Source organism: Shinella sp. M31, from assembly GCF_049199205.1.
Lineage (GTDB): Bacteria > Pseudomonadota > Alphaproteobacteria > Rhizobiales > Rhizobiaceae > Shinella.
The window spans coordinates 1-22,163 of record NZ_JBLZPH010000167.1 but is presented as its reverse complement, the minus strand read 5'-3'; the positions used below and the strand labels follow the sequence as shown (position 1 = coordinate 22,163).

22 protein-coding genes and 1 pseudogene are annotated in these 22,163 nt (G+C 63.9%); 11 read left to right on the top strand and 12 right to left on the bottom strand.

The window, feature by feature from the left end:
• Nucleotides 1–23 precede the first annotated feature (23 nt).
• From ACOZKU_RS26135 to ACOZKU_RS26120, 4 genes are read left to right on the top strand one after another with little or no spacing between them, the layout of a single operon-like run.
• Entirely contained in the window at nt 24–803 is a 780-nt protein-coding gene (locus ACOZKU_RS26135; RefSeq protein WP_421581359.1) for an ABC transporter ATP-binding protein, read from the top strand.
• A gap of 5 nt (nt 804–808) precedes the next feature.
• On the top strand, nt 809–1,732 hold the full coding sequence (locus tag ACOZKU_RS26130; protein ID WP_421581357.1) for an ABC transporter permease: 924 nt from the start codon (nt 809–811) through the stop codon (nt 1,730–1,732).
• Nucleotides 1,733–1,741: 9 nt separating this feature from the next.
• The gene (gene kynU / locus ACOZKU_RS26125; RefSeq protein ID WP_421581356.1) at nt 1,742–2,989 is read left to right on the top strand and encodes a kynureninase; all 1,248 of its coding nucleotides are present in this window, start codon (nt 1,742–1,744) and stop codon (nt 2,987–2,989) included.
• 55 nt (nt 2,990–3,044) lie between these two features.
• Entirely contained in the window at nt 3,045–4,013 is a 969-nt protein-coding gene (locus tag ACOZKU_RS26120) for a pyridoxal-phosphate dependent enzyme (RefSeq protein ID WP_421581355.1), read from the top strand.
• A 3-nt stretch (nt 4,014–4,016) separates the two neighbouring features.
• Here ACOZKU_RS26120 and ACOZKU_RS26115 read toward each other — a convergent pair whose 3' ends face one another.
• The 7 genes from ACOZKU_RS26115 to ACOZKU_RS26085 all read right to left on the bottom strand — a co-directional run bounded on the left by ACOZKU_RS26115 (nt 4,017) and on the right by ACOZKU_RS26085 (nt 11,053).
• Nucleotides 4,017–4,703: an ABC transporter ATP-binding protein gene (locus ACOZKU_RS26115; RefSeq protein ID WP_421581354.1), complete on the bottom strand. Its 687-nt coding sequence runs from the start codon at nt 4,701–4,703 to the stop codon at nt 4,017–4,019.
• A complete protein-coding gene (locus ACOZKU_RS26110; RefSeq protein ID WP_421581353.1) occupies nt 4,700–5,449 on the bottom strand; it encodes an ABC transporter ATP-binding protein in 750 nt (249 codons plus the stop codon). The genes ACOZKU_RS26115 and ACOZKU_RS26110 overlap by 4 nt, the downstream gene beginning before the upstream one ends.
• The gene (locus tag ACOZKU_RS26105; RefSeq protein ID WP_421581352.1) at nt 5,442–6,413 is read right to left on the bottom strand and encodes a branched-chain amino acid ABC transporter permease; all 972 of its coding nucleotides are present in this window, start codon (nt 6,411–6,413) and stop codon (nt 5,442–5,444) included. Before ACOZKU_RS26105 ends, ACOZKU_RS26110 begins: the two co-directional genes overlap by 8 nt.
• A gap of 7 nt (nt 6,414–6,420) precedes the next feature.
• Nucleotides 6,421–7,341, bottom strand: coding sequence for a branched-chain amino acid ABC transporter permease (locus ACOZKU_RS26100; protein ID WP_314093256.1), 921 nt, complete (start codon nt 7,339–7,341; stop codon nt 6,421–6,423).
• Nucleotides 7,342–7,423: 82 nt separating this feature from the next.
• Complete coding sequence (locus ACOZKU_RS26095) at nt 7,424–8,560, bottom strand: ABC transporter substrate-binding protein (RefSeq protein ID WP_421581351.1); 1,137 nt, start codon at nt 8,558–8,560, stop codon at nt 7,424–7,426.
• A 39-nt stretch (nt 8,561–8,599) separates the two neighbouring features.
• Nucleotides 8,600–9,436, bottom strand: coding sequence for a tryptophan 2,3-dioxygenase (kynA, locus tag ACOZKU_RS26090; protein WP_421581350.1), 837 nt, complete (start codon nt 9,434–9,436; stop codon nt 8,600–8,602).
• The gene (locus ACOZKU_RS26085) at nt 9,437–11,053 is read right to left on the bottom strand and encodes an AMP-binding protein (protein WP_421581358.1); all 1,617 of its coding nucleotides are present in this window, start codon (nt 11,051–11,053) and stop codon (nt 9,437–9,439) included. It lies immediately after the preceding gene.
• 293 nt (nt 11,054–11,346) lie between these two features.
• Between ACOZKU_RS26085 and ACOZKU_RS26080 the strand changes: the two genes are divergently transcribed.
• On the top strand, nt 11,347–12,177 hold the full coding sequence (locus ACOZKU_RS26080) for an alpha/beta hydrolase (protein WP_421581349.1): 831 nt from the start codon (nt 11,347–11,349) through the stop codon (nt 12,175–12,177).
• Between the two features lie 156 nt (nt 12,178–12,333).
• Here the strand turns inward: ACOZKU_RS26080 and ACOZKU_RS26075 are convergent.
• From ACOZKU_RS26075 to ACOZKU_RS26065, 3 genes and pseudogenes are all read right to left on the bottom strand, one after another.
• Nucleotides 12,334–12,444: pseudogene (locus ACOZKU_RS26075) on the bottom strand (IS630 family transposase); the annotation flags it as partial.
• Between the two features lie 532 nt (nt 12,445–12,976).
• A complete protein-coding gene (locus tag ACOZKU_RS26070) occupies nt 12,977–14,158 on the bottom strand; it encodes an amidohydrolase (protein ID WP_421581348.1) in 1,182 nt (393 codons plus the stop codon).
• Nucleotides 14,155–15,363 (bottom strand): diaminopropionate ammonia-lyase, encoded by a 1,209-nt coding sequence (locus ACOZKU_RS26065; RefSeq protein WP_421581347.1) that lies wholly within the window; start codon nt 15,361–15,363, stop codon nt 14,155–14,157. Before ACOZKU_RS26065 ends, ACOZKU_RS26070 begins: the two co-directional genes overlap by 4 nt.
• Nucleotides 15,364–15,479: 116 nt before the next feature.
• Here ACOZKU_RS26065 and ACOZKU_RS26060 point away from each other — a divergent pair, with 116 nt between their 5' ends.
• Nucleotides 15,480–15,941, top strand: coding sequence for an Lrp/AsnC family transcriptional regulator (locus ACOZKU_RS26060; RefSeq protein ID WP_421581346.1), 462 nt, complete (start codon nt 15,480–15,482; stop codon nt 15,939–15,941).
• Between the two features lie 3 nt (nt 15,942–15,944).
• On the opposite strand, the gene ACOZKU_RS26055 is transcribed toward ACOZKU_RS26060, so the two are convergent.
• Nucleotides 15,945–16,853, bottom strand: a complete 909-nt coding sequence (locus ACOZKU_RS26055) for a LysR substrate-binding domain-containing protein (protein WP_421581345.1) — start codon at nt 16,851–16,853, stop codon at nt 15,945–15,947.
• Between the two features lie 163 nt (nt 16,854–17,016).
• Between ACOZKU_RS26055 and ehuB the strand changes: the two genes are divergently transcribed.
• From ehuB to ACOZKU_RS26030, 5 genes are read left to right on the top strand one after another with little or no spacing between them, the layout of a single operon-like run.
• Nucleotides 17,017–17,886 carry an ectoine/hydroxyectoine ABC transporter substrate-binding protein EhuB gene (gene ehuB / locus ACOZKU_RS26050; RefSeq protein WP_421581344.1) on the top strand — a complete coding sequence of 290 codons (870 nt, stop codon included), beginning with the start codon at nt 17,017–17,019 and terminating at the stop codon, nt 17,884–17,886.
• 58 nt (nt 17,887–17,944) lie between these two features.
• Nucleotides 17,945–18,598: an ectoine/hydroxyectoine ABC transporter permease subunit EhuC gene (gene ehuC, locus ACOZKU_RS26045; RefSeq protein WP_421581343.1), complete on the top strand. Its 654-nt coding sequence runs from the start codon at nt 17,945–17,947 to the stop codon at nt 18,596–18,598.
• Nucleotides 18,595–19,287: an ectoine/hydroxyectoine ABC transporter permease subunit EhuD gene (gene ehuD / locus ACOZKU_RS26040; RefSeq protein ID WP_421581342.1), complete on the top strand. Its 693-nt coding sequence runs from the start codon at nt 18,595–18,597 to the stop codon at nt 19,285–19,287. The genes ehuC and ehuD overlap by 4 nt, the downstream gene beginning before the upstream one ends.
• Nucleotides 19,284–20,063, top strand: a complete 780-nt coding sequence (gene ehuA, locus ACOZKU_RS26035; protein ID WP_421581341.1) for an ectoine/hydroxyectoine ABC transporter ATP-binding protein EhuA — start codon at nt 19,284–19,286, stop codon at nt 20,061–20,063. The genes ehuD and ehuA overlap by 4 nt, the downstream gene beginning before the upstream one ends.
• Nucleotides 20,060–21,247: a M24 family metallopeptidase gene (locus ACOZKU_RS26030; RefSeq protein ID WP_421581340.1), complete on the top strand. Its 1,188-nt coding sequence runs from the start codon at nt 20,060–20,062 to the stop codon at nt 21,245–21,247. The genes ehuA and ACOZKU_RS26030 overlap by 4 nt, the downstream gene beginning before the upstream one ends.
• A gap of 59 nt (nt 21,248–21,306) precedes the next feature.
• Here ACOZKU_RS26030 and ACOZKU_RS26025 read toward each other — a convergent pair.
• Nucleotides 21,307–22,163: DMT family transporter (locus ACOZKU_RS26025; protein WP_421581339.1), on the bottom strand; the 857-nt coding region annotated here is incomplete at its 5' end.

Genomic DNA, 22,163 nt, shown 5'->3' with positions numbered 1-22,163 from the left:
CACCCCATAAAAAGGGGAAGCCCATGCTGGAAATCCAGTCGGCGCGAAAAGTGTTCTACAAGGGACAGGCGGACGAAAAGACCGCCCTCAACGATCTCAACCTGCGGCTTGAAACGGGCGAATTCGGTGTCGTCATCGGCTCGAACGGCGCAGGCAAGAGCAGCATGCTCAACGCCATCTCGGGCGCGCTGGTACTCGACAGCGGCAGGATCGTCATCAACGGCGACGATGTCACGGGTATGCCCGTGCACAAGCGCGCCATGCGGCTTGCCCGCGTTTTCCAGGATCCGATGAAGGGCACCGCCGCCTCGATGACGGTGGCCGAAAACATGCTACTCGCGGAGCTGCGCGCCAACAAGCGCACGCTGCGCCGCGGCCTCAACCCCGCGCGGCTCGCCGCCTACAGGGAGCGGCTGTCGCTGCTCGGCCTCGGGCTGGAAAACCGGCTCGACACCCGCGTGGAACTGCTCTCCGGCGGCCAGCGGCAATCGCTGTCGCTGATCATGGCGGTCGGCGGATCGCCGGAACTGCTTTTGCTCGACGAGCACACCGCCGCACTCGATCCGCGCACCGCCGACATCGTCATGCAGGCGACGATCCGCGCCGTGGAAGCTCTGAAGCTCACCACGCTGATGGTGACGCACAACATGCAGCACGCCGTGGATTTCGGCCACCGGGTCATCATGCTCGATGCCGGCCGCGTGCGGCTCGAAATCGCCGGCGCCGAGAAGACGTCGATCACGGTCCCCGACCTGATCGGACATTTCTCCGTCAAGACCGACCGCATGTTTCTGGCGAGCTGAGACCCATGGATTTCCTGCAAAACACAATCGCGAGCTTCATCTCGCTCGTTCCCGTCACGCTGGCGCAGAGCCTCATCCTCGCCTTCGTCGTGCTCGGCATCATGATCCCCTTCCGCATGCTGAGCTTTCCGGACCTGACGAGCGAAGGCGCCTTTCCGCTCGGCGGCTGCGTCTGCGGCGTGCTGATGGCGGCGGGCATGTCGCCGCTGCCGGCGATCCTGATCGCGCTTCTCGCCGGCTTCGTCGCCGGTTGCTGCACCGCGTTCATCCACCTGCGTTTCCGCATCCATACGCTGCTGGCGGGCATCCTGATGATGACGATGCTCTATTCGATCAACCTGCGCATCATGGGACGTTCGAACCTTTCGGTGTTCGGCTCGGCTACGGTGTTCGACTGGGTGCCGGGCCTGCAACCCGGCTTCCCGGCCAGCAAGATCGTGATAGCCGGCGCCTTCGGCCTTATCGTCTTTGCGCTGCTCCTGCATTACTTCCGCACGGAAAAGGGCACGGCCGTACGCGCCGTCGGCGCCAATCCTGACATGGCCGAGGCGCAGGGCATCAATGTCTGGCTCGCCACCATCGGCGGCGTCGGCCTTGCCGGCGCGTTTTCGGCCGCCGGCGGTGCGTTGATGGTGCAGTCGCAGGGTTTCGCCGACGTCAATATGGGTCTCGGCATCCTGATCAACGGGCTGGCCGCCCTGATGATCGGCGAGGCGATCGTCGGCAAGCAGAGTGTGCTGCGCCAGCTCGCCGCCCCCTTTGTCGGCGCCATCGTCTATTACCAGCTTGTCTCCTTCTGCCTTGCCGCCGGCATGCCGCCGCCGGACCTGAAGCTGGCGACGGGCCTCTTCGTGCTCGCCATGCTGGCGCTGCCGAGCCTCAAGCGCAGCCGCGGGCCGGCACCCGCCCGCGAAACCGTTCGTGAATAGGAATTACCGATGACTGCCATTCCCGACTTCTCCGCCGTCGAGGCCATGGATGCAGCCGATGCTCTGCGCTCCTTCCGCGACCGCTTCATCCTGCCGGACGGTCTGATCTATCTCGACGGCAATTCGCTCGGCGTCGCCTCCAAGGCCGCCTTCGCCGAGTTGCAGCAGGCCGCGACGCAGGAATGGGGCCAGGACCTCATCCGCAGCTGGAACACTGCCGGCTGGTTCGACATGCCGCTCACCCTCGGCGACCGCGTCGGCCGGCTGATCGGGGCCGCCGCCGGCCAGACCGCCGTTTGCGACACGACGTCGATCAACATCTACAAGGCATTGCATGCGGCCATGGCGCTTCGGCCCGACCGCTCGGTCATCGTCAGCGAAGGCGCAAGTTTCCCGACGGACCTCTATATCGCCGAAGGCGTCCTCTCGACCCGGCCCGGTGGAACGCTGCGCCTCGAGGGCGTCGATGCCGACACCATCGAGGACCTCATCGACGACAGCGTTGCCGTGGTGCTCGTCAACCACGTCAACTACAAATCCGGCGAGCTGCGCGACATGGCGGCGCTGACGAAGAAGGCGCACGCACACGGCGCGCTGATCATCTGGGATCTCTGCCACACGGCCGGCGCCCTGCCCGTCGATCTCGACGGCGCCAATGTCGATTTCGCCGTCGGCTGCACCTACAAATATCTCAACGGCGGCCCCGGCGCGCCGGCTTTCATCTATGCCGCGACGCGCCACCACGGCAATGTCAGCCAGCCGCTCAGCGGCTGGTGGGGCCACGCCCGGCCCTTCGCCTTCGAGAAGAGCTATGCGGCTGGCAAGGGCATGCTCCGCTTCCTCTGCGGCACCCAGCCGATCCTCTCCATGCGGGCGCTCAAGGGTGCGCTCGACATCTGGGAAGAGGTCGACATGGCGGCGCTGCGCGACAAGAGCCTCGGCCTGACCGACCTCTTCATCGCGCTTGTCGAGGCAAAATGCGCGGCGCATGGCTTGGAGCTCGAAAGCCCGCGCGACCGCGCCAAGCGCGGCAGCCAGGTCTCGTTCAGCCATCCGCACGCCTATGAGATCATGCAGGCGCTGATTGCGCGCGGCGTCATCGGCGATTTCCGCGCGCCGTCCACCATGCGCTTCGGCTTCACGCCGCTCTATGTCAGCTATGCCGATGTGTGGAAGGCGGTCGAAATCCTCGAGGATATCCTGGCGACCGGCGCCTGGAAGGATGCGCGCTTCGCCGTGCGCGCCGCCGTGACCTGATTTTTCGGCCGCGAGCGGCATGACCGCCCGCGGCTCGTCATCCGGGGATATTGCCATGACCGCACCACACCGCCCCAGCCTCGACGCCATCGCGCACGCGCGGGCCCGCATCGCCCCTCACCTCGCCCGCACGCCGCTCGTCAAGCTCGACCTCGGCCTGCCGGACCGGCAGATTTTCCTGAAGCTCGAAACTCTCTCGCCGATCGGTGCCTTCAAGCTGCGCCCTGCCCTCAACGCCGTGCTGTCGCGCGACCCCGCAAGTCTTCGCAACGGCGTCGCCGTCACCAGTTCCGGCAACATGGCCTATGGCATGGCCTGGGCAGCGCGGCTCGCCGGCGTGCCGATGGTCGCCTACATGTATCGTGGGGCGCCGCAGACCAAGATCGAGGGGGTGCGGGCGCTGGGCGGGGAGGTTCGCTTCATCAGCGCACAAACCTGGTGGGACTTTATCGTCGGCGCGGACCGGCCGGAGGCGCCGGAGCTGCTGATCAACCCGGTGACCGATCAGGCGGTGCTCGATGGCAACGGCTCCATCGGCATGGAGATCGTCGAGGACCTGCCCGATGTCGACGTGGTGCTGACGCCCTATGGCGGCGGCAGCATGACCACGGGTGTCGCCAGCGCCGTCAAGGCGGTGTCGGCACAAGCACGGGTCTTTGCCGTAGAGGACGACAGCGCCGCCCCCGTCACCGCAGCACTTGCGGCCGGAGAGATCGTGACGATCGAGACCCGACCCTCCTTCATCAAGAGCATCGGCGGCCCGTCGCTGGTGCCGCAGCTCTGGCCGATTGCAAAAGAGCTGATCGACGGCGCCATCACCGTCAGCCCCGCCGAGGTCACGGGGGCGATGCGGCTGCTGTTCAAAAAGGCCAAGGTCGTGGCAGAAGGTGCGGGCGCGGCGTCGCTTGCCGCGGCCATCGCGCGGCCCGATCTCACCGGCAATGTGGTCTGCGTTATCTCCGGCGGCAATATCGATGCGGAAGCTTATTCCACGGTGCTTGCTGGCGGCATCCCGGCCGCCTGAAACTCAGACGCCGAGATAGCGGTCCTGCAAGTTCGGCGTCAGCGCTGCCGGGGCTCCCTCGAAAACCGTCCTGCCCTTTTCCAGCACGAAGCAGCGGTCGGCCACCGGCAGCAGTTCCGACAGCGTCTTGTCGACAACGAGAATCGATTGCCCGGCCGCTTTCAGCCTACGGATCGCCAACCAGATATCCTGCCGAATGACCGGGGCAAGGCCTTCGGTCGCCTCGTCGAGAATGATGAGGCGCGGATTGGTCATCAGCGCGCGGCCGATGGCGAGCATCTGCTGTTCGCCGCCCGAGAGCGTGCGGGCATATTGATCGCGCCGCTCGCCGAGGCGGGGAAAGAGATCGACCACTTTTTCGAAGGTCCATTCGCTGCCGCGGGCGGTCGCGACGAGGTTTTCCATCACGGTCAGATTGGGAAAACAGCGTCGCCCCTCCGGCACGAGGCCGAGGCCGAGCCTCGCGATGCGATATGGCCGCATGCCGAAGATCGCCTTGCCGCCGAAGCTGATCGCGCCGGCGCGCGGGCGCACGAGGCCGATGATCGAATTGATCGTCGTCGTCTTGCCCATGCCGTTGCGGCCCATCAGCGCAACGACCTCGCCCTGGCGGATGTCGAGATCGACACCGAACAGCGCCTGCGAGGCGCCGTAGAAGGTTTCGAGGCCTTTGAGGGAAAGCAGGGTCACGCGGCTTCTCCCAGATAGGCGCGGCGCACTTCCGGGTCGCGGCGAATTTCATCGACCGTGCCGGTCGTGATGATGCGGCCATAGACCAGCACGGAGATGCGGTCGGCCAGCGCGAAGACGGCATCCATGTCATGCTCCACCAAGAGCATCGGCGCCTCGTGGCGCAGGCCGTCGAGGAAGGCGGTCAGTTGCTTGGAACCCTCCGGCCCCATGCCGGCCATCGGCTCGTCGAACAGGAAGGCTTTTGGCTGAAGCGCTAGCGCGATGGCGATCTCGAGCTGGCGGCGTTCGCCGTGCGACAGTTCTGCCGCCGGCACATTCGCGCGGTGGGCGAGACCGACGCGCTCCAGCATAGCCATGGCGGGATCGATCAGGCTCCTGTCGCGCGTCACCTGCCGGAAGAAGCGGAAGCTGCTGCCCGCCTTTGCCTGCACCGCCAGCATGACATTGCGCAGGGCGGAAAATTCCTGGGCGAGCGAAGAAATCTGGAAGCTGCGGGCAAGGCCGAGCCGTGCACGCGCCGCCATGTCCAGGCCGCCGATATCCTGGCCGAGGAAGCGGATCGTGCCGCTGTCGGCCTTCAACGAGCCGGCGATCTGGTGGATCAGCGTGCTCTTGCCGGCACCGTTCGGGCCGATCAGCGCGTGGATCTGGCCGGGATGGAGATCGAGGCTGACGCCGTCCGTCGCCTTCAGCGCGTTGAAGGACTTTTGGAGATCGCGGATTTCAAGGATCGGCTCAGACATGGCGCGGCTTTCCCGAAAGGAGGCCCAGGAACCCGCCGCGCGCGAACAGCACGATGCCGAGCAGGATGAGGCCGAGGAAGAACTGCCAGCGCTCGGTGATGCCGCCGAGCACATATTCGAGGCAGACGAAGATCATCGCGCCGGCGACCGGCCCGAACAACCGGCCCCTGCCGCCAAGAATGATCAGCACCATCAGCTCGCCCGACATGTGCCAGGACAGCATGGACGGGCCGACGAAGCGGTTGAGATCGGCATAGAGCGCGCCGGCAAGACCGGTGATCATCGCCGACAGCACGAAGGCGACGAGCCGGATCTTGAACGGCGGGATGCCGACGGCGGCAAGGCGAACGCCGTTCTGCCGCGCCGCCTGCAAAGCGCTGCCGAAGCGCGAGCCTTCGATGAGGCGGAAGACGAGAAGGGCGGCCATCAGCACGGCGAAACAGATCAGGAAATAGGGCAGCGGCTGTGCGGTGTTGAGGCCGGGAAAGGCGTTTCGCAGATAGATCGACAGGCCGTCCTCGCCGCCATAGGCCGGCCAGGAAATGGCGAAATAGTAGATCATCTGCGCGAAGGCGAGCGTGATCATGATGAAATAGACGCCCGTGGTGCGCAGGCTGATCGCGCCGATCGGTAGCGCCACGAGGCCGGCCACCGCGATGGCGACGAACCAGATCAGCGGCATGGACGTCGTGCCGGGAATACCGGCAAACAGCGGTTCGGCGTTGAAGGCATGGGTCGCCAGGATGCCGGCGGCATAGCCGCCGAGGCCGAAGAAGGCGGCGTGGCCAAAGGACAGGAGGCCGCCGAGACCGAGCGCCAGATTGAGGCCGACGGCGGCGAGCGCCAGCACCACCACGCGGGTCGCCAGCGTCACATAGAAGGGTTCCCCCATGCCGGCGGCAATCAGCGGCAGGGCGAGAAGCAGGGCTGCGAGCAGCAGATTGATAGCAGTTTCGCGGGTCATCGGCCCCTCACGACTGCGCGGCGAACAGGCCGCTCGGCCTGAAGGCAAGGATGAGGGCCATGACGACATAGATCAGCATGGAGGCGAGTGCCGCACCGATGGTGGTGGCCTGCGCGGCAGGCATGGTGAGCGCCAGCAGCGACGGCAGCAGGAAACGTCCCATCGTATCGACCACACCGACGATGACGGCGCCGACCAATGCGCCCTTGATGGAGCCAATGCCACCGATGACGATGACGACGAAGGCGAGGATGAGCACCGGTTCGCCCATGCCGACCTGCACGGATTGCAGCGCGCCGACCAGCGCGCCGGCAAGGCCGGCCAATGCGGCGCCGAGCGCGAAGACCACCGTATAGAGCGTGCTGATATCGACGCCTAGGGCGGCGATCATCTCGCGGTCGGATTCGCCGGCGCGGATGCGCATGCCGAGCCGTGTCCTGGCGATCAGCAGATAGAGGCCGACGGCGACGACGATGCCGACGGCGATGATGGCGAGGCGGTAGAGCTGGTATTGCCCGCCGCCCGGCAGCGGCACCGCGCCCTGCAAGAGTTTCGGAATATCGAGATAGAGCGGGAAAGAGCCGAACAGCCAGCGCGCACCCTCGGACAGGATCAGGATCAGCGCGAAGGTGGCAAGCACCTGGTCGAGATGATCGCGGTCATAGAGCCGCCGGATGACGGCCACCTCGATCAGCGCGCCGACGCCGGCCGCGGCGGCAAGGCTGGCGATGAGGCCGAGCCAGAAGGAACCGGTAGCGGAGGCGACGACCGCGCAGGCGAAGGCGCCGATCATGTAGAGCGAGCCGTGGGCGAGATTGATCAGGCCCATGACGCCGAAGATCAGCGTCAGGCCGGCGGCCATCAGAAACAGCATCACGCCGAGCTGAAGCCCGTTGAGCAGTTGTTCGATCAGGAGTGCGGTGAACACGGCGTCGGGTCCAGGGTCGGGAGCGCGTGGGACATGGTCCGGGCGCGGCAAGCCAACGCCCGGAGGTCAAGCAGCGAAAACCTTAGAGGCCGCACTGTTCGGCGTAGGCGTCCTTGTGCTTTTCGAAGGCGGTCGCGACGATCTTGTTGGTGAGCACGTCGCCGTCCTTCACCACCTCGCGCACATAGATGTTCTGGATCGGGTGCTGGTTGTTGTTGAAGGTGAAGTCACCGCGCACAGACTTGAAGTCCGCCGCCTTCAGCGCCGCGCGGAAGGCGTCCTTGTCCTTGACGCTCGCCTTCGATAGCGCCGAGAGGATGAGGTTTGCCGTATCCCAGCTCTGCGCGGCATAGACCGACGGCAGGCGGTTGTATTCGGCCTTGAAGGCCTGGACGAAGGCCTTGCTCGCCTCGTTGTCGAGATCCGGCGACCAGCTGGCGGAGTTCTTCACGCCAAGCGCTGCGTCACCCACGGCCGGCAGAACGTCTTGGTCGAAGGAGAAGGCCGGGCCCATGACCGGGATGCCGACGCCCGACTGGGCATATTGTTTCATGAAGGCGATGCCCATGCCACCGGGCAGGAAGAAATAGACGGAATCGGCACCCGACGCGCGGATTTGCGCGATCTCGGCGGCATAATCCGTCTGGCCGACCTGGGTATAGACCTCGCCCGACAGCGCGCCCTTGTAGTAGCGCTTGAAGCCGGTCAGCGCGTCCTTGCCGGCGGGGTAGTTGGGCGCCAGGATGAAGGTGTTCTTGTAGTCCTTGTTGGCGTATTCGCCCATGCCTTCATGGAAATTGTCGTTCTGGTAGGCGACGTTGAAATAGTTCGCATTGCAGTTCGCACCGGCCAGCGCCGAGGGGCCGGCATTCGGCGAGAGATAAATAATATCCTGCGCCACCGTGTTCGGCACGACGGCCATGGCGAGGTTCGACCAGATGATGCCGGTCATCAGGTCGACCTTGTCGCCCTGGATCATCTTTTCGGCGATCTGCACGGCCAGTTCCGGCTTCTGCGCGTCGTCCTCCACGACAAGCTCGATATCCGTGTTACCCGACTGCTTGATGGCGAGCTGGAAGGCGTCGCGCATGTCAATGCCCAGCCCCGCGCCGCCGCCGGAAAGCGTGGTGATGACGCCGATCTTCACCGGCTCGGCATAGGCAAGGCCGGATGTTGCGAGCGAAAGGCCGAAAAGGCTTGCCGTCAGAATGCGCTTCATGCTGTTTTCCTCATATAACCAGGTTTTTATCGTTTTCTATCAAAGGTCTGTGCGAACATGCCATAGCTCGGGGAAGAGTTCCACTTCCAGCATCTTCTTGAGATAGGATGCCCCCGACGTGCCGCCGGTGCCGCGCTTGAAGCCGATGATGCGCTCGACGGTCGTGACATGGTTGAAGCGCCAGCGGCGGAAATAATCCTCGAAATCGACGAGCTTTTCGGCGAATTCGTAGAGCATCCAGTGGCGCTCAGGGTTGCGGTAGACGGTCTGCCAGGCGGCAAAGACCTTGTCGTTTTCGGCGCGCGTCTCGCGCCAGTCCCGGCGCGCGGCTTCCTCGCCGATGTCGAAGCCGTTGCGGGCGAGAAGCCGGATCGCCTCGTCGTAAAGCGAGGGCGCAGCCAGGATCGCCTCCAGCTTCTCCATCAGGTCGGGGCGATGGGCATGCGGACGCAGCATGGCGAGGTTGCGGTTACCGGCGAGAAATTCAATGGCCCGGTACTGCCACGATTGAAAGCCGGAGGACTGACCGAGGCTCTCGCGGAATTCGGTATATTCGCTCGGCGTCATCGTGCGCAGCACGTCCCAGGCGCTGTTTAGCTGCTCGAAGATGCGCGCGACCCGCGTCAGCATCTTGAAGGCCGGCTCCAGCCGGTCCTCGCGCACCGCGCGGATGGCCGAGCTGATCTCGTGCAGCGCCAGCTTCATCCAGAGCTCGGAGGTCTGGTGCTGGATGATGAACAGCATCTCGTCATGCGCCGTCGAAAGCGGCTCCTGCGCGGTCAGCACCTTTTCCAGCATCAGATAGTCGCTGTAGGACATGCGCCCTTCGAACGACATCTGCGCGCCTCCCTTCGAGGGATCGTAGGGCTTGCTCATTCAATGCTCCCGCAGCCGAAAACGCTGGATCTTTCCGGTCGCCGTCTTCGGCAGAGCCTCCAGAAATTTGACCGACCGTGGATACTTATAGGGGGCAATCAGCGCTTTGACATGATCCTGCAGGCGTTTCACCGTCATTTCGTCCGGCAGCACGCCCGCCATCAGCACGACATGAGCCTCGACGATCTGGCCGCGCTCGCCATCGGGGGCGCCGATCACCGCGCATTCGGCGACATCAGCATGCGCTATGAGAGCGGCCTCCACTTCGGGGCCGGCGATATTGTAGCCGGCGCTGACGATCATATCGTCGGAACGGGCAGCGAAGTGGAAGAAGCCGTCTTCGTCCTGAAGGAAGGCGTCGCCGGTGAGGTTCCAGCCGTCGCGCACATAGTCACGCTGGCGGGGATCGGCCATGTAGCGGCAGCCGGTCGGACCACGCACGGCCAGTCTCCCGACGGTGCCGCGCGGCACTTCGCGCATATTCTCATCGACGATGCGCGCCTCATAACCGCCGACCGGTTTGCCCGTGGAGGCCGGCTTGCGGTCCTCGAAGCGGTTGGAAATGAAGATGTGCAGCATTTCCGTGGCGCCGATGCCGTCGAGGATCGGCTTGCCGGTCTTTTGCGTCCACTCCTCGAACACCGGACCGGGCAAGGTCTCGCCGGCGGAAATGGCGACGCGCAGCGATGAGAGGTCGGCACCGGCATCCATCGCCTTCAGCATGGCGCGATAGGCGGTGGGCGCTGTGAACGAGATCGTTGCCTTGTAGGTCTCGATGATCTCGACCATCTGCGGCGGCGTCGCCTGTTCGAGCAGCGTCGCGGCCGCGCCGAAACGCAGCGGGAAGATGGCAAGGCCGCCGAGGCCGAAGGTGAAGGCGAGCGGCGGCGAGCCGACGAAGACGTCCTCCGGCGTCACGCCGAGCACGTCCTTGGCATAGCCGTCGGCAATCATCAGCAGGTCGCGGTGGAAATGCATGGTGGCCTTGGGGACGCCCGTCGTGCCCGAGGTGAAGCCGAGCAGCGCCACGTCATCCCGGCCGGTGTGCACGGCCTCGAAGATCACGGATTTGTCGAGGGCGGCCCGGTCGAGTTCGGCGTCGTGATTGGCGGTGCCGTCGAAACCGATGACCTGCTTGAGGGTGCGGCTGTCCTTGGCGCAGGCGATCATCTCGTCCATCAGGCGCGTGTCGCAGAGCGCGAGGCTGATCTCCGCCTTGTCGACGATCTTGGTGAGTTCGCCGGCGCGCAGCATCGGCATCGTGTTGACGACGACGGCGCCGGCCTTGGTGGCGGCAAGCCAGCAGGCGACCATGGCGGGATTGTTGGCCGAGCGGATGAGGACGCGGTTGCCGGGCTGCACGCCGTAATTCTCGACCAGCGCATGCGCCAGCCGGTTCGTCCAGTCGGAGAGTTCCTTGTAGGTGCGCCGCCGGCCGTTGCCGATGAGCGCCGTACGGTCGCCGAACCCCTTGGCGACCACCGCGTCCGTCAGCTCAACGGCAGCGTTGATGCGGTCGGGATAGTCGAACCCGTCGAGCAGGAAATCCGGCCATTCCTCCGGCGGCGGCAGGTTGTCGCGGGTAAACGTATCGACGTGAGCGGTCGGTCCAAGCATGTAACGGCTATCCCCCCTGTTCGCGCCGGTCCGCATGGTCAAAACCGGCCGGTCAACGCGCCGCGCGGAGCCGCACAGTCGGGCAAAACCTCGCCGGACCGTGTCGTTGCGCGGAAAAAATCATCTGGTGTGATGGGCACAGCGAAGACCTCCACTTCCGCGCTGAACATGAGGCAGCATGGCACCGGTCAAAAATTATTTCAAGCCTAAAGTTTCTCACGTCAATGGCATTGCCTTTGTCGTGCATCCGCGCAATTTCTACACCGCTGGCACTACGATGGAGGACTGCGGCAATGCTGGAACATCGAATATCGGACTGGGACGACGCCTATTCCAATGGCGCGAATATCGCACGTGGCGATCGCTGGCCGGCCGCTTGGGTGGAGCCCGCCGAAACCTTCCGCAATACGCTGTCCGCTGTCGGCCGCGCGAAACTCGACCTCGCCTATGGCGAGCGGCCGCGCAACCGGCTCGATCTTTTCCTGCCGGAGGGCGCACCGAAGGGGCTTGTCGTCTTCGTGCATGGCGGCTTCTGGCTTCAGTTCGACAAGAGTTTCTGGTCGCATCTCGCCGCCGGCAGCGTCGCGAGCGGTTATGCCGTCGCCATGCCGTCCTATACGCTCTGCCCGGAGGTGCGCATCGCGGAGATCGTGAAGGAGATTGCCGCGGCGGTGACGGAGGCGGCCCGCCATGTCGACGGACCGCTTATGCTGACCGGGCATTCGGCCGGTGGCCATCTCGTCAGCCGTATGGCGACGGCGACGGCACCACTCGCGTCCGAGATCCAGCAGCGCATCCGCAACGTCGTTTCCATATCCGGCGTGCACGACCTGCGCCCGATGCTCTCGACCGCCATGAACGTGAAGCTTGCCATCGACGAGACGGAGGCGCTGGCGGAAAGCCCCGCCCTGCTGCGACCCATGCGAAACGCCCGCATCACCTGCTGGGTGGGCGGCAACGAGCGTTCGGAGTTCCTGCGGCAGAACGCGCTGCTCGCCAATATCTGGACGGGCCTCGGCGCAACCACGGCTGACGTCGTCGAGCCGGACAGACACCATTTCAACGTCATCGACGGCCTGGCCGATGCGCAACATCCACTAACGCGCCGTCTTCTGTCCATCTGACGGGACAAGCGAGAGCCGGCCCGCCAGGGGCCGGGGCGCTATCCGCTTACTTCATTGGCTCGGTCCAGATCGTATAAACCTCATAGATTCCGTCTGTTTAATCCGATTTATATTCTGGTGCCGTGAAGTAGGGGGCATATTCGGCGGGGTGAAGAGCTCGATGACGAAAGCGGCGGTCATTTTGGTCAGCTTGGGCGCGCCGGTTAAAGTTTTGGTTTTCCAATGTCCGTGCGGCACACCGGCCCGGCAGCGCCCACCGCGCAGCGCGCAATCTTGGTCGAGAGGCCGGTCTCACGATGAGACCAGCTGTCCGGATCCGGATCGGGTTAGCTGTCGAATCAGGCGCGACGGCGTTTCAGGATATCGGGGCTTTGAACGTCTACTCGTGTCCGCCAAGCCAATCGCTCAAGGCGCTTCGGCCGAGGCGCATAGACAAGGCGTTTGAGGCATAGCGGGGGACATTCGGGTCTGACCTGGGTTTGAAGGTCCATCAACGCGAAAGCCCCCGTGCATTTCTGCGACGGGGGCTTTTTGTTTGGTTGCGGGGGTTCGAACTGTCGACCCCATTGCTCCCAACCGGATGCCGTGTCCAGCCATATCGTCACGGGACCGTCATTCGCCAGTTCAACCCGTAGGTCCGCACCGACGATACGGTTCGCAACAGCAACACCGTGGGCGAATACATTTTCGGAAAAATTGTCACACAGACGTTTACCTTCATCCCCGGCGACCTCACCGTCAACGGTGACGCGCGCGGACGAAACGCGTTGAACAAGCGCTATGGCGGACTCGCCTCTCCCTATGCGGGCTCACTTTTATCGACACCAAGACGGTCGCGGACAAGCGCCACCCAGAACCGCGCACCAATGGACACGAGATCGTCGTTGAAGTCGTAGTCGGAGGCATGAAGCGGCCTGCCATGCGCACCTGCCTCCCCGTTTCCGAGGAGGAGAAAACAACCGGGCACAGCAGCCGAAAAATGGGCGAAATCCTCCGAAAAACTCATCGGCGCCCGATCCGGGATGACATCCAGTCCCACCGCCCTGCCGGTGCGGATGACGGCCTCTACCGGCCCCGGCGCATTGATCGCCTCGATGAACTCGGTCGTGCATGTCAAGGACGCCGAGACCTTGTGGGTGGCAGCGACGCCATCGACAATCTGCTGCATGAAGCCGATCGCGGCCTGCCGGTCCTCTGGCGTACGGGCCCGCATGTCCCCTTTCAACGTCGCATGGCCGGGGAGCACGTTCCGCTGCCCGTCGGTCAGGAACTCCGTCACCGAAACGACGACGCCGGCGCCGGGCGGCAGCTTTCGCGCCACGATCGTTTGCAGGGCGAGCACCATTTCCGAGCCGACCGTAATGGTATCGACACCGACATGCGGCATCGAGGCATGGCCGCCCTGGCCTCTAATCTCGATTTCGAACAGCGTTTCGCTGGCGCAGATCTGGCCGACGCGGGTAGACAACTGGCCAAGCGGCGCGCCGGGAAGATTATGAATGCCGTAGACCTCCTCGATCGAAAACCGCGACAGCACGCCCTCGTCGATCATCGCCCGGGCACCGAGGCCGTGTTCCTCGTTCGGCTGGAAGACGAAAACGACCGTGCCGTCGAAATCGCGCGACCGGGCAAGAATCTCGGCCGCCGCCAGCAACATGGTGGTGTGGCCGTCATGGCCGCAGGCGTGCATGACGCCGGGATTTGCCGAGACATAGCCATGGATGCTGGTTTCGCGGATCGGAAGCGCGTCCATGTCGGCACGAAGGCCGATGACCCGGCCTCCTTTCCCTGCTTTCAGCACGCCGACCACCCCGGCGCCCTCGTGAACCTCGATCCCGAGATTGCGCAGAAACACGGCGACCGTGGCCTTGGTGCGGTGCTCCTGAAACCCCAGTTCAGGGTGGCGATGCAGGTCATGGCGAAGCGCGACCATGCGTTGGGTGATTTCATCCAATTCGATCGCCTCGACCGCGGCGGTCATGCCGCGTTCTCCTTCAGCACCGCCTGCGGGGACTGGCCGACAATCTGCTCATAGAGCGCCGTATCCGTCGCGCCTTCGGTGTTGATGACCAGAACCCGGGCGGCCGGTCCGATACCGAGTGTCGCGGCAAGCGCCGTATCTTCCAGAACGGTCAGGAGGCCGGCGAGGCCGGCGCCGCCGCTTTCGCCGGCGACGATTGCCGGATCGCCGGGCAAGGGATTGGCGAGCCGGCGCATGACCTCAACGGCGACATCCTCGTCGACCGTCATGAAGCCATCGGCGATGCGCTCGAGAATGCGGAAGGCGACCAGTGACGGCTCGTAGCACTCGAGCATGGCCATGATCGTCGACTGCGATTCGTCGACCTTCACGAGCTTGCCCTGCCGGGCGCTCTCGTAAAGGCAGGCGGCGCGGGCGGGGTCGACGACCGTGACATGCGGCCGCCGGTCGCCCAAGACCATCGCCAGATGGCCTGCGACCGCAGCCGCAAAACCGCCGACGCCGGCCTGAAGGAAGACATGGGTCGGCGGCTCCGGCAGTTCGGCGAGGATTTCTCGAACCATAGCGGTGTAACCTTGTCCGACAAGACCGGGGATATGCTCGTAGCCGGGCCAGGATGTGTCGGAAAGAACTGTCCACCCGCGCTCGGCCGACACGCGCGCCGCCTCCGCGACGGAATCGTCATAGTTCCCCGCCACACGCACCATCTCGGCACCGAACCGCGCGATCGCCTCGATCCGACCCTCGCTGACGCCGGCATGAACGAAGATGACGGCGCGCGCGCCCATCAACTGCGCGCCCTGTGCCACGGAGCGACCGTGGTTGCCGTCGGTGGCGCAGGCGAAGGTCATGCTTTCGGCGACCGAGCGCACCTCTTCGGATAACAGCTCCTCAACGGCAACGGCGCGATTGAGACGGCGGCTCGCCTCTTCCTGCACCAGGATCATCAGGGCATAGGCGCCGCCGAGCGCCTTGAAGCTGCCGAGCCCCAGCCGGAATCCTTCATCCTTGATGTGGAGCGACCTCAGCCCCAGCTCGCCGGCGAGTCCCGGCAGCGCGCGCAGGGGTGTCGCCCCACTGTTGTCGCGGAGCGCTAGGACCTTTACGACGCGGTCCGCGGCCTCTGAAGAAAGTGTCTCGGCGTCTTGCGCGGTAAGGGACTGGCCGTGTGTCGCAAGCGTGTTGGGCAGATAGGGATTGATCATTGCGGTAGCGCTCCAGATTAGCAGTTGCGCAAATCTAGTGCAAAGCACATGAAAGTTCGGCTGTATTTTCGGGCCTTTCGTGCAAGTATGTTTCATCTCTCACCGGTAAGCTCACCATGACACCCCTCGACAGCTTCGATCTCGCCATCCTGCGCATCCTTCAGAAGAACAACCAGACGCCGCAGCGTGAGATCGGCGAGGCGGTTAATCTCTCCGCCCCATCGGTCCAGCGCCGTATCCGGCGCATGGAGGCGGACGGCGTCATCCGGGCGCAGGTCGCGCAGATCAAACCTGAGGCCGTCGGCCTGACGCTGACGATCATCGTCCAGGTCGAGCTGGTCAGCGAAACACCTGACGCGATCGATGCCGCCAAGCAGCGGTTCCGCGACGCACCGGAAGTCCAGCAATGCCATTATGTGACAGGCGAGGCGGATTTCATCCTGGTGGTCATCGTCGCCAGCATGTCCGCTTATGAGGATTTCACCCGCCGCATGTTCTTCGAGGGCGCCAACGTCAAGAAATTCCGCACCATGGTCTCCATGGGCGAGGTCAAGACGGGCATGTCACTGAACATCTAGCGTTCAGCGCAGGTGCGCGGTTTTGGCGAGCAGCCATTTCTTGAAGATCCTGGCCTCTTCGCGGACCGCCCTCCTGCGATTGGTGACGAGATAGTAGGACTGATTGGCAGGCGTATAACCGGAAATCATCGGCACCAGCCCACCGGAGGCGATCAGGTCGTCGATGACATTGCCCCAGGCGAGGATAACCCCCTGTCCCGACAGCGCCGCCTGCACGAGGAGCGGATAGTTGTTGAAGCTGAGCTCGGGATCGAGCCGTCCCAGTTCGACGCCGTTCGATGCGAACCACCACTCCCACTCCGAATAGGATGCAGCCGGGCCATCGAGATGGAGGAGGCGGGCGGATTTAAGGTCTTCCGTCGAGGCAACCGGGAAGGTCGAGAGATAGGACGGGCTGCACACGGGGAAGAACCTCACACCGAACAGGAAGGTCGAATCCAGATGCGGCCAGTCGCCGTTTCCGTAGCGGATGGCGACATCGACCCGCTCCTCGGTCAGATCCAGCACCGCATCGCTGGCGACAAGCTTGATGCTGATCTCGGGATGCTCCGCGCGAAAGCTGGCGATGTAGGGCATGGTCCAGAGCGAGGCCATGGCGACCGTCGTGGTGATCGTCAGTTCCGCCGCCTTGCCCGCACGCGAAATGTCCTCGACCGCCTCGCCGATCGTCTTCAAGCCTGCCGTCACCGCGTCGAAGAGTTTCCGCCCTTCATCCGTGAGGCGGACGGCGCGGTTTCCACGCTCGAACAGACGGGTCTTCAGTTCGGTCTCCAGCGCCTTGATCTGCCGGCTCACCGCCGCCTGGGTAACGCCGAGTTCGCGCGCGGCAAGCGTAAAATTGGAATGCCGCCCCGCCGCCTCGAAGGAGGTGAAGGCATTCAGCGCAACGGGGAAATCAAGAGGCTTTGTCATTACTCATAGTCATAGCAAGCATGAGAAAAAATGGAAATATACGACCGGAAATTCTCTTATTACACACATTCATCCCGGCTCCAGCGGGTTCAGCGACTACGCCAATCATAATCCTGGAGCATAACAGCCGGTCGCAGCCACGTTGCAAACAAGGGGAACGACCATGCAACTCAATTTCGATACGATGGGACGGCTTGCCACCAAGGGAGCAATCGCCTCCCTCCTTCTTTCGGGCATCGCGCAGGCCGCGACCCTCGAGCAGATCAAGGCGCAGGGCTATGTCCGCGCTGCCACCGCAAACGAAGTGCCCTACGGCTACATGGACACCGACGGCAAGGCGAAAGGCATCGCACCTGAGGTCGCCGAGGCCGTGCTGACGAAGATGGGCCTTGGCGAGGTCCAATGGGTGGTGACGCCCTTCGGTTCACTCATTCCGGGCCTGAAAGCCAATCGCTTCGACATCGTCGCAGCCGAACAGGACATCCTGCCGGCCCGCTGCGAGCAGGTGCTGTTTTCCGAGCCCAATTCGAGCTATGGCGACGGCCTGCTGGTTCCGGCCGGCAACCCGAAGAACATCCATTCCTACGAGGACGTCGCCAAGAACCCTGACCTCAAGCTTGCCGTCGTTAACGGTACGAGCCATATGACCTTCGCCGAAGGGGTCGGCGTCGCGGAGGATCAACTCATCGTCATCGCCAACAATGCCGACGCGCCCGCGACCGTCTCCAGCAATCGCGCCGACGCCTATGCGGCGACCGAAGCAACTGTGACCAGCTTGGTGAAGGAGGGTTCCGGCCTCGAACTGGCCAATCCGTTCTCCGATCCCGTCGTTAAGGGCAAGGCAATGCGCAGCTTCGGCGGTTTCGCCTTTGCGCAGGGTTCGGAAGACTTCGTGGCCGAGTTCAACAAGGTCCTCTCCGAAGTCAAGACCACGGACGAATACAAGAAGATCCTGACGACCTATGGCGTCAGCGGAGCGAGCATCGCTGCGTCCGTCGCCAAGAAGACGGCCGATCTCTGCGCCGGCAAGTAGGCCTCGCTGGGGAGCGCCGGACATGCGCTCCCCTCCTCCCGAACAAGGCCCTTGAACGATGAACATCCTCGACTACCTTCCCATCCTGGCGGAGGCAGCGGCGACGAGTGCGTTGGTCTGCCTTCTGTCCCTTGCAGTCGCCGTCATCCTGTCATTCGCAGCGGGGATAACACTCTTCGCCGGGTCTCCATGGCTGCGGCCGGTCGCGGTCGCCTATGTCGAGATCTTCCGCGGCACCTCGCTTCTGGTGCAGCTCTTCTGGCTCTACTACGCCCTGCCCCTGGTCGGCTTCTCGATGCCGCCGATGCTGACGGGCATCCTGGCCCTCGGCTTGAACACCGGGGCCTATGGCGCCGAGGTCGTGCGCGGTGCCCTGCAGGCGGTTCCGGGCCAACAACATGAAGCGGCCCGCGCGCTCAACTTCTCCCACGCCCACACCCTCTGGCGGATTGTCCTGCCGCAGGCCGTGCCGGAGATGATGCCGTCCTTCTCCAGCCTTGCGGTGCAGAACCTCAAGGATACGTCGCTAGTCTCGATGATCACCATCGCCGATCTCACCTTCAAGGCGCAGGAGTTGCGCAACCTCACCCAGGACTCCGTCTCGGTCTACGGCGCCTCGCTCCTCATCTATCTCACCATGGCGCTCATGGTGATCGCAGCACTTCGCCTCGTCGAACGCCGCATCGGGCAAACCACCGGGAGGCATGCATGATCTACGGCTACGAGATCGATACAAGCTCGCCGGGACGCTTTGCCCTCTCCATCCTGCCGATCCTGCTGATTGGCCTCCGAACCACTGTGCTCTCCATGCTCGTCGGTTTCGTGATCGCCTTCTTCGCCGGGCTCGCCTTCGCGCTGCTGCGGCGCTCTACCTACAAGCTCGTGTCCTGGCCGACGGTCGCGGTCATCGAATTCCTGAGGAATACGCCGCTCCTGATGCAACTCTTCTTCCTGTATTTCGTGCTGCCGGAATACGGCCTCATGCTGCCGGCCTTCTGGACCGGCTGCATCGCGCTCGGGCTGCAATATGCCGCCTATATGAGCGAGGTTTATCGGGCCGGCCTCGAAGCCATCCCGAAGGGACAGTGGGAGGCTGCCAAGGCGCTGAACATCGCGCGCGGCCGCGTCTACATGGCCATCGTCATCCCCCAGATCGTCCCGCGGATCACGCCGGCCATCGGCAACTATCTCGTCTCGATGATGAAGGACACGCCGATCCTGTCGACGATAACGGTGGTCGAGATGCTCAACCTCGCCAACCGCATTGGCGACCGGACCTTCGAATATCTCGTGCCGCTCTCCGTCGTCGGTGCGATCTTCCTCGTCCTCACCTCCGTCTGCTCCGCTCTCCTGCGCGGCGTCGAGCGGATCGTTCCCAAGAGAGGGATAGCACTGACATGAGCGACTACATCACATTCGAGAAAGTGGCCAAGCGTTACGGGCATCACCAGGTTCTCGACGATTTCGACCTCACCGTGCGCGCCGGCGAGAAGGTGACGCTCATCGGCCCCAGCGGCTCGGGCAAATCGACGGTGCTGCGCATCCTGATGACGCTGGAACCGTTTCAGGAGGGCACCGTGACCCTCAACGGGCTGGGCTATCACGAGCCAAACGGGAAGGGACCGTTCTTCGCCTCGGAAAAGCACTTGCGCAAGGTGCGCGGCAGCGTCGGCATGGTGTTCCAGAGCTTCAACCTGTTTCCCCACATGACCGTGTTGCGCAATGTGGTCGAGGCGCCGATGTCGGTGCTTGGCCTATCCCGCGACGAAGCCGAGGCGCGCGCGCTCGATCTCCTCAAGATGGTGGGGATGGAAGCGAAAGCGCGGGCCTTTCCCGGCCAGCTCTCCGGCGGCCAGCAGCAGCGCGTCGCCATCGCGCGGGCGCTCGCCATGCGCCCGAAGGTCCTGCTTTTCGACGAGCCGACGAGCGCGCTTGATCCGGAACTCGTGGGCGAGGTGCTCGGCGTCATCCGCTCGCTCGCCCACGAGCACGACTTGACCATGTTGCTCGTCACGCACGAAATGCGTTTCGCGCGCGAGATTTCGGACCGCGTCTGCTTCTTCGACGGCGGCCGGATCGTCGAGCAGGGTAGCCCCGACCGGATATTCACGGACCCGCAACAACCGCGCACCCGCAGCTTCCTGTCGTCGGTTTTGAGCGGAGGCATGAACGCATGAAACAGCAATCGACTGCTAACCCTGCCCTCTCGCCCTTCACTCGGGAGGAATTTTCAGCCCGGATCGAGCGTGCACGAGACGCGATGACCGAGAAAGGGCTCGATGCGATCGTGCTCACCTCCGCAGCAAATGTCGAATATCTCTCGGGTTTCGAGACCCAGTTTGCCTGGGTCACACCCTCGCGTCCGTGGTATTTCGTCGTTCCCCGCACCGGCGAGGCCGTGGCAATCATTCCGGAGATCGGCGATTCGAACTGGCGCAGCACCTCGTGGTGCCAGAACATCATGACCTGGCCCTCGCCTCGTCCCGCGGACGAGGGCATCGGGCTCATCACCGAGTGCCTGAACGGCCTTTCTCGCCGCTTTGGCAAAGTCGGCTTCGAGATCGGGCCGGAATCACGTCTCGGCATGCCGGTCTCCGACCTGCTGCGGGCGCGCACCTCGCTGGCCCTCGAAATCGAAGACTGCACCATGCTCATGGCCGGGCTTCGGTCGATCAAGTCCACCGCCGAGGTAGACCGCATCCGCCATATCTGCGCCATCGCCGGGCGCGCCTTCGCGGATATTCCCACGACGGTGCGCGAAGGCGATAGCGAGAAGGACATCTACCGTCGCTTTGGCGCAAACCTTCTTACCAAGGGAGCGGACGAAGTGCCCTATGTCGCGATCGCATCCGGACAGGGCGGCTACCAGAGCATCATCATGCCACCGACGGATCGGAAAGTCCGTAAGGGCGACATCCTGATCCTCGATACCGGCTCGAAATGCGCCGGATACTTCTGCGATTTCGACCGGAATTTCTCGTTCGGCCCGCCCTCCGCCGACGTTGCGCGGGTCTATGCCGCACTCTGGCATGCCACCGAGGCCGGCATCGCGGCGGCACGGCCGGGCCGGACGGCGGCCGACGTGTTCCACACTCAGGCGAAGGTCCTCGTCGCCCACGGTTTCGAGGTCGGCAATGTCGGCCGCTTTGGCCATGGCCTTGGAAAGCTCATCACCGAGCACCCTTCCAATGCGCCGGGAGACGAAACGGTCCTGGCGCCGGGCATGGTCCTGACGATCGAGCCCTCGGCCATGTTCGCCGGCGGCATCATGGCGCACGAGGAAGACATAGTCATCAGCGAAGGACAGGCGGACCTTCTCAGCCTGCGGGCATCGCCTGAAATTCCGGTCGTCGCTTGCTAGACAAGCCACCACCCGCCAGGTCCTCGAGCACTCACGATCTGGACCAGTTCCCCCGCGAATTACGCTGCTTCCGTGCTAGCGACCTGCAGCAACAATCTTCGTGCGATCTGGCCACGTGTCATGGCAATGACGCCTGCGAGAACACAGACCAGGCCAAGCCAGGCCATGGGCATCAGTCTCTCTCCCAGAAACAGCACGCCGATGGCGACACCGATCGGCACGCGCATATAGGCCTGCGCCGTCGTACCGACCGAGCCGAGCGTCTGGAGGAGGCGGAAATAGATGACGAAGGCGAGCGCTGTCGAAAAGACCGACAGACCAAGCAGCGCAACGAGCGAGCTGCCGGCGGGCGTCAATGTCCATGGACGATCGACGATCAGGCTGACGGGTATGAGCAGGATCGCACCGCACACCATCGACCCCGCGGCCGGAATCATTGGGTCCATACCCCCGAAATTCCTTCCGAAAATCGCAGCACCCGCATAGGAGATGGTCGCCGCGACGATGGCGATCTGCGCCAAGGCCTGATGCCCGAGCCCCGCCAACGCTTCGAAGCCGACGATCAGGCACACGCCGAGCAGCCCGGCGAAAACCCCGAGCAGCTTGCGGCCGCTCACCGCCTCATGACGGGTGATGAGGATCGTTAGGAGGAAGGTGAAGATAGGCGAAGTCGAATTGAGGATGGTCGCAAGCCCGGCATCGGTCGTCTGCTCCGCCCAGGCGATCAACGTGAATGGAAAAACGCTGTTCAGGAAGGCCTGGAAGATAAACCGGCCCCAGCTCGCACGATCCCGCGGCAGCGATAGGCCGCGTGCCTTCACCAGAACGAGGAGCAAGCTTCCGGCAATCAGCGTCCGCGCCGCAATCAGCGTCACCGGCGGGATCGTCTCGACGCCGATCTTGATGAAGGTATAGG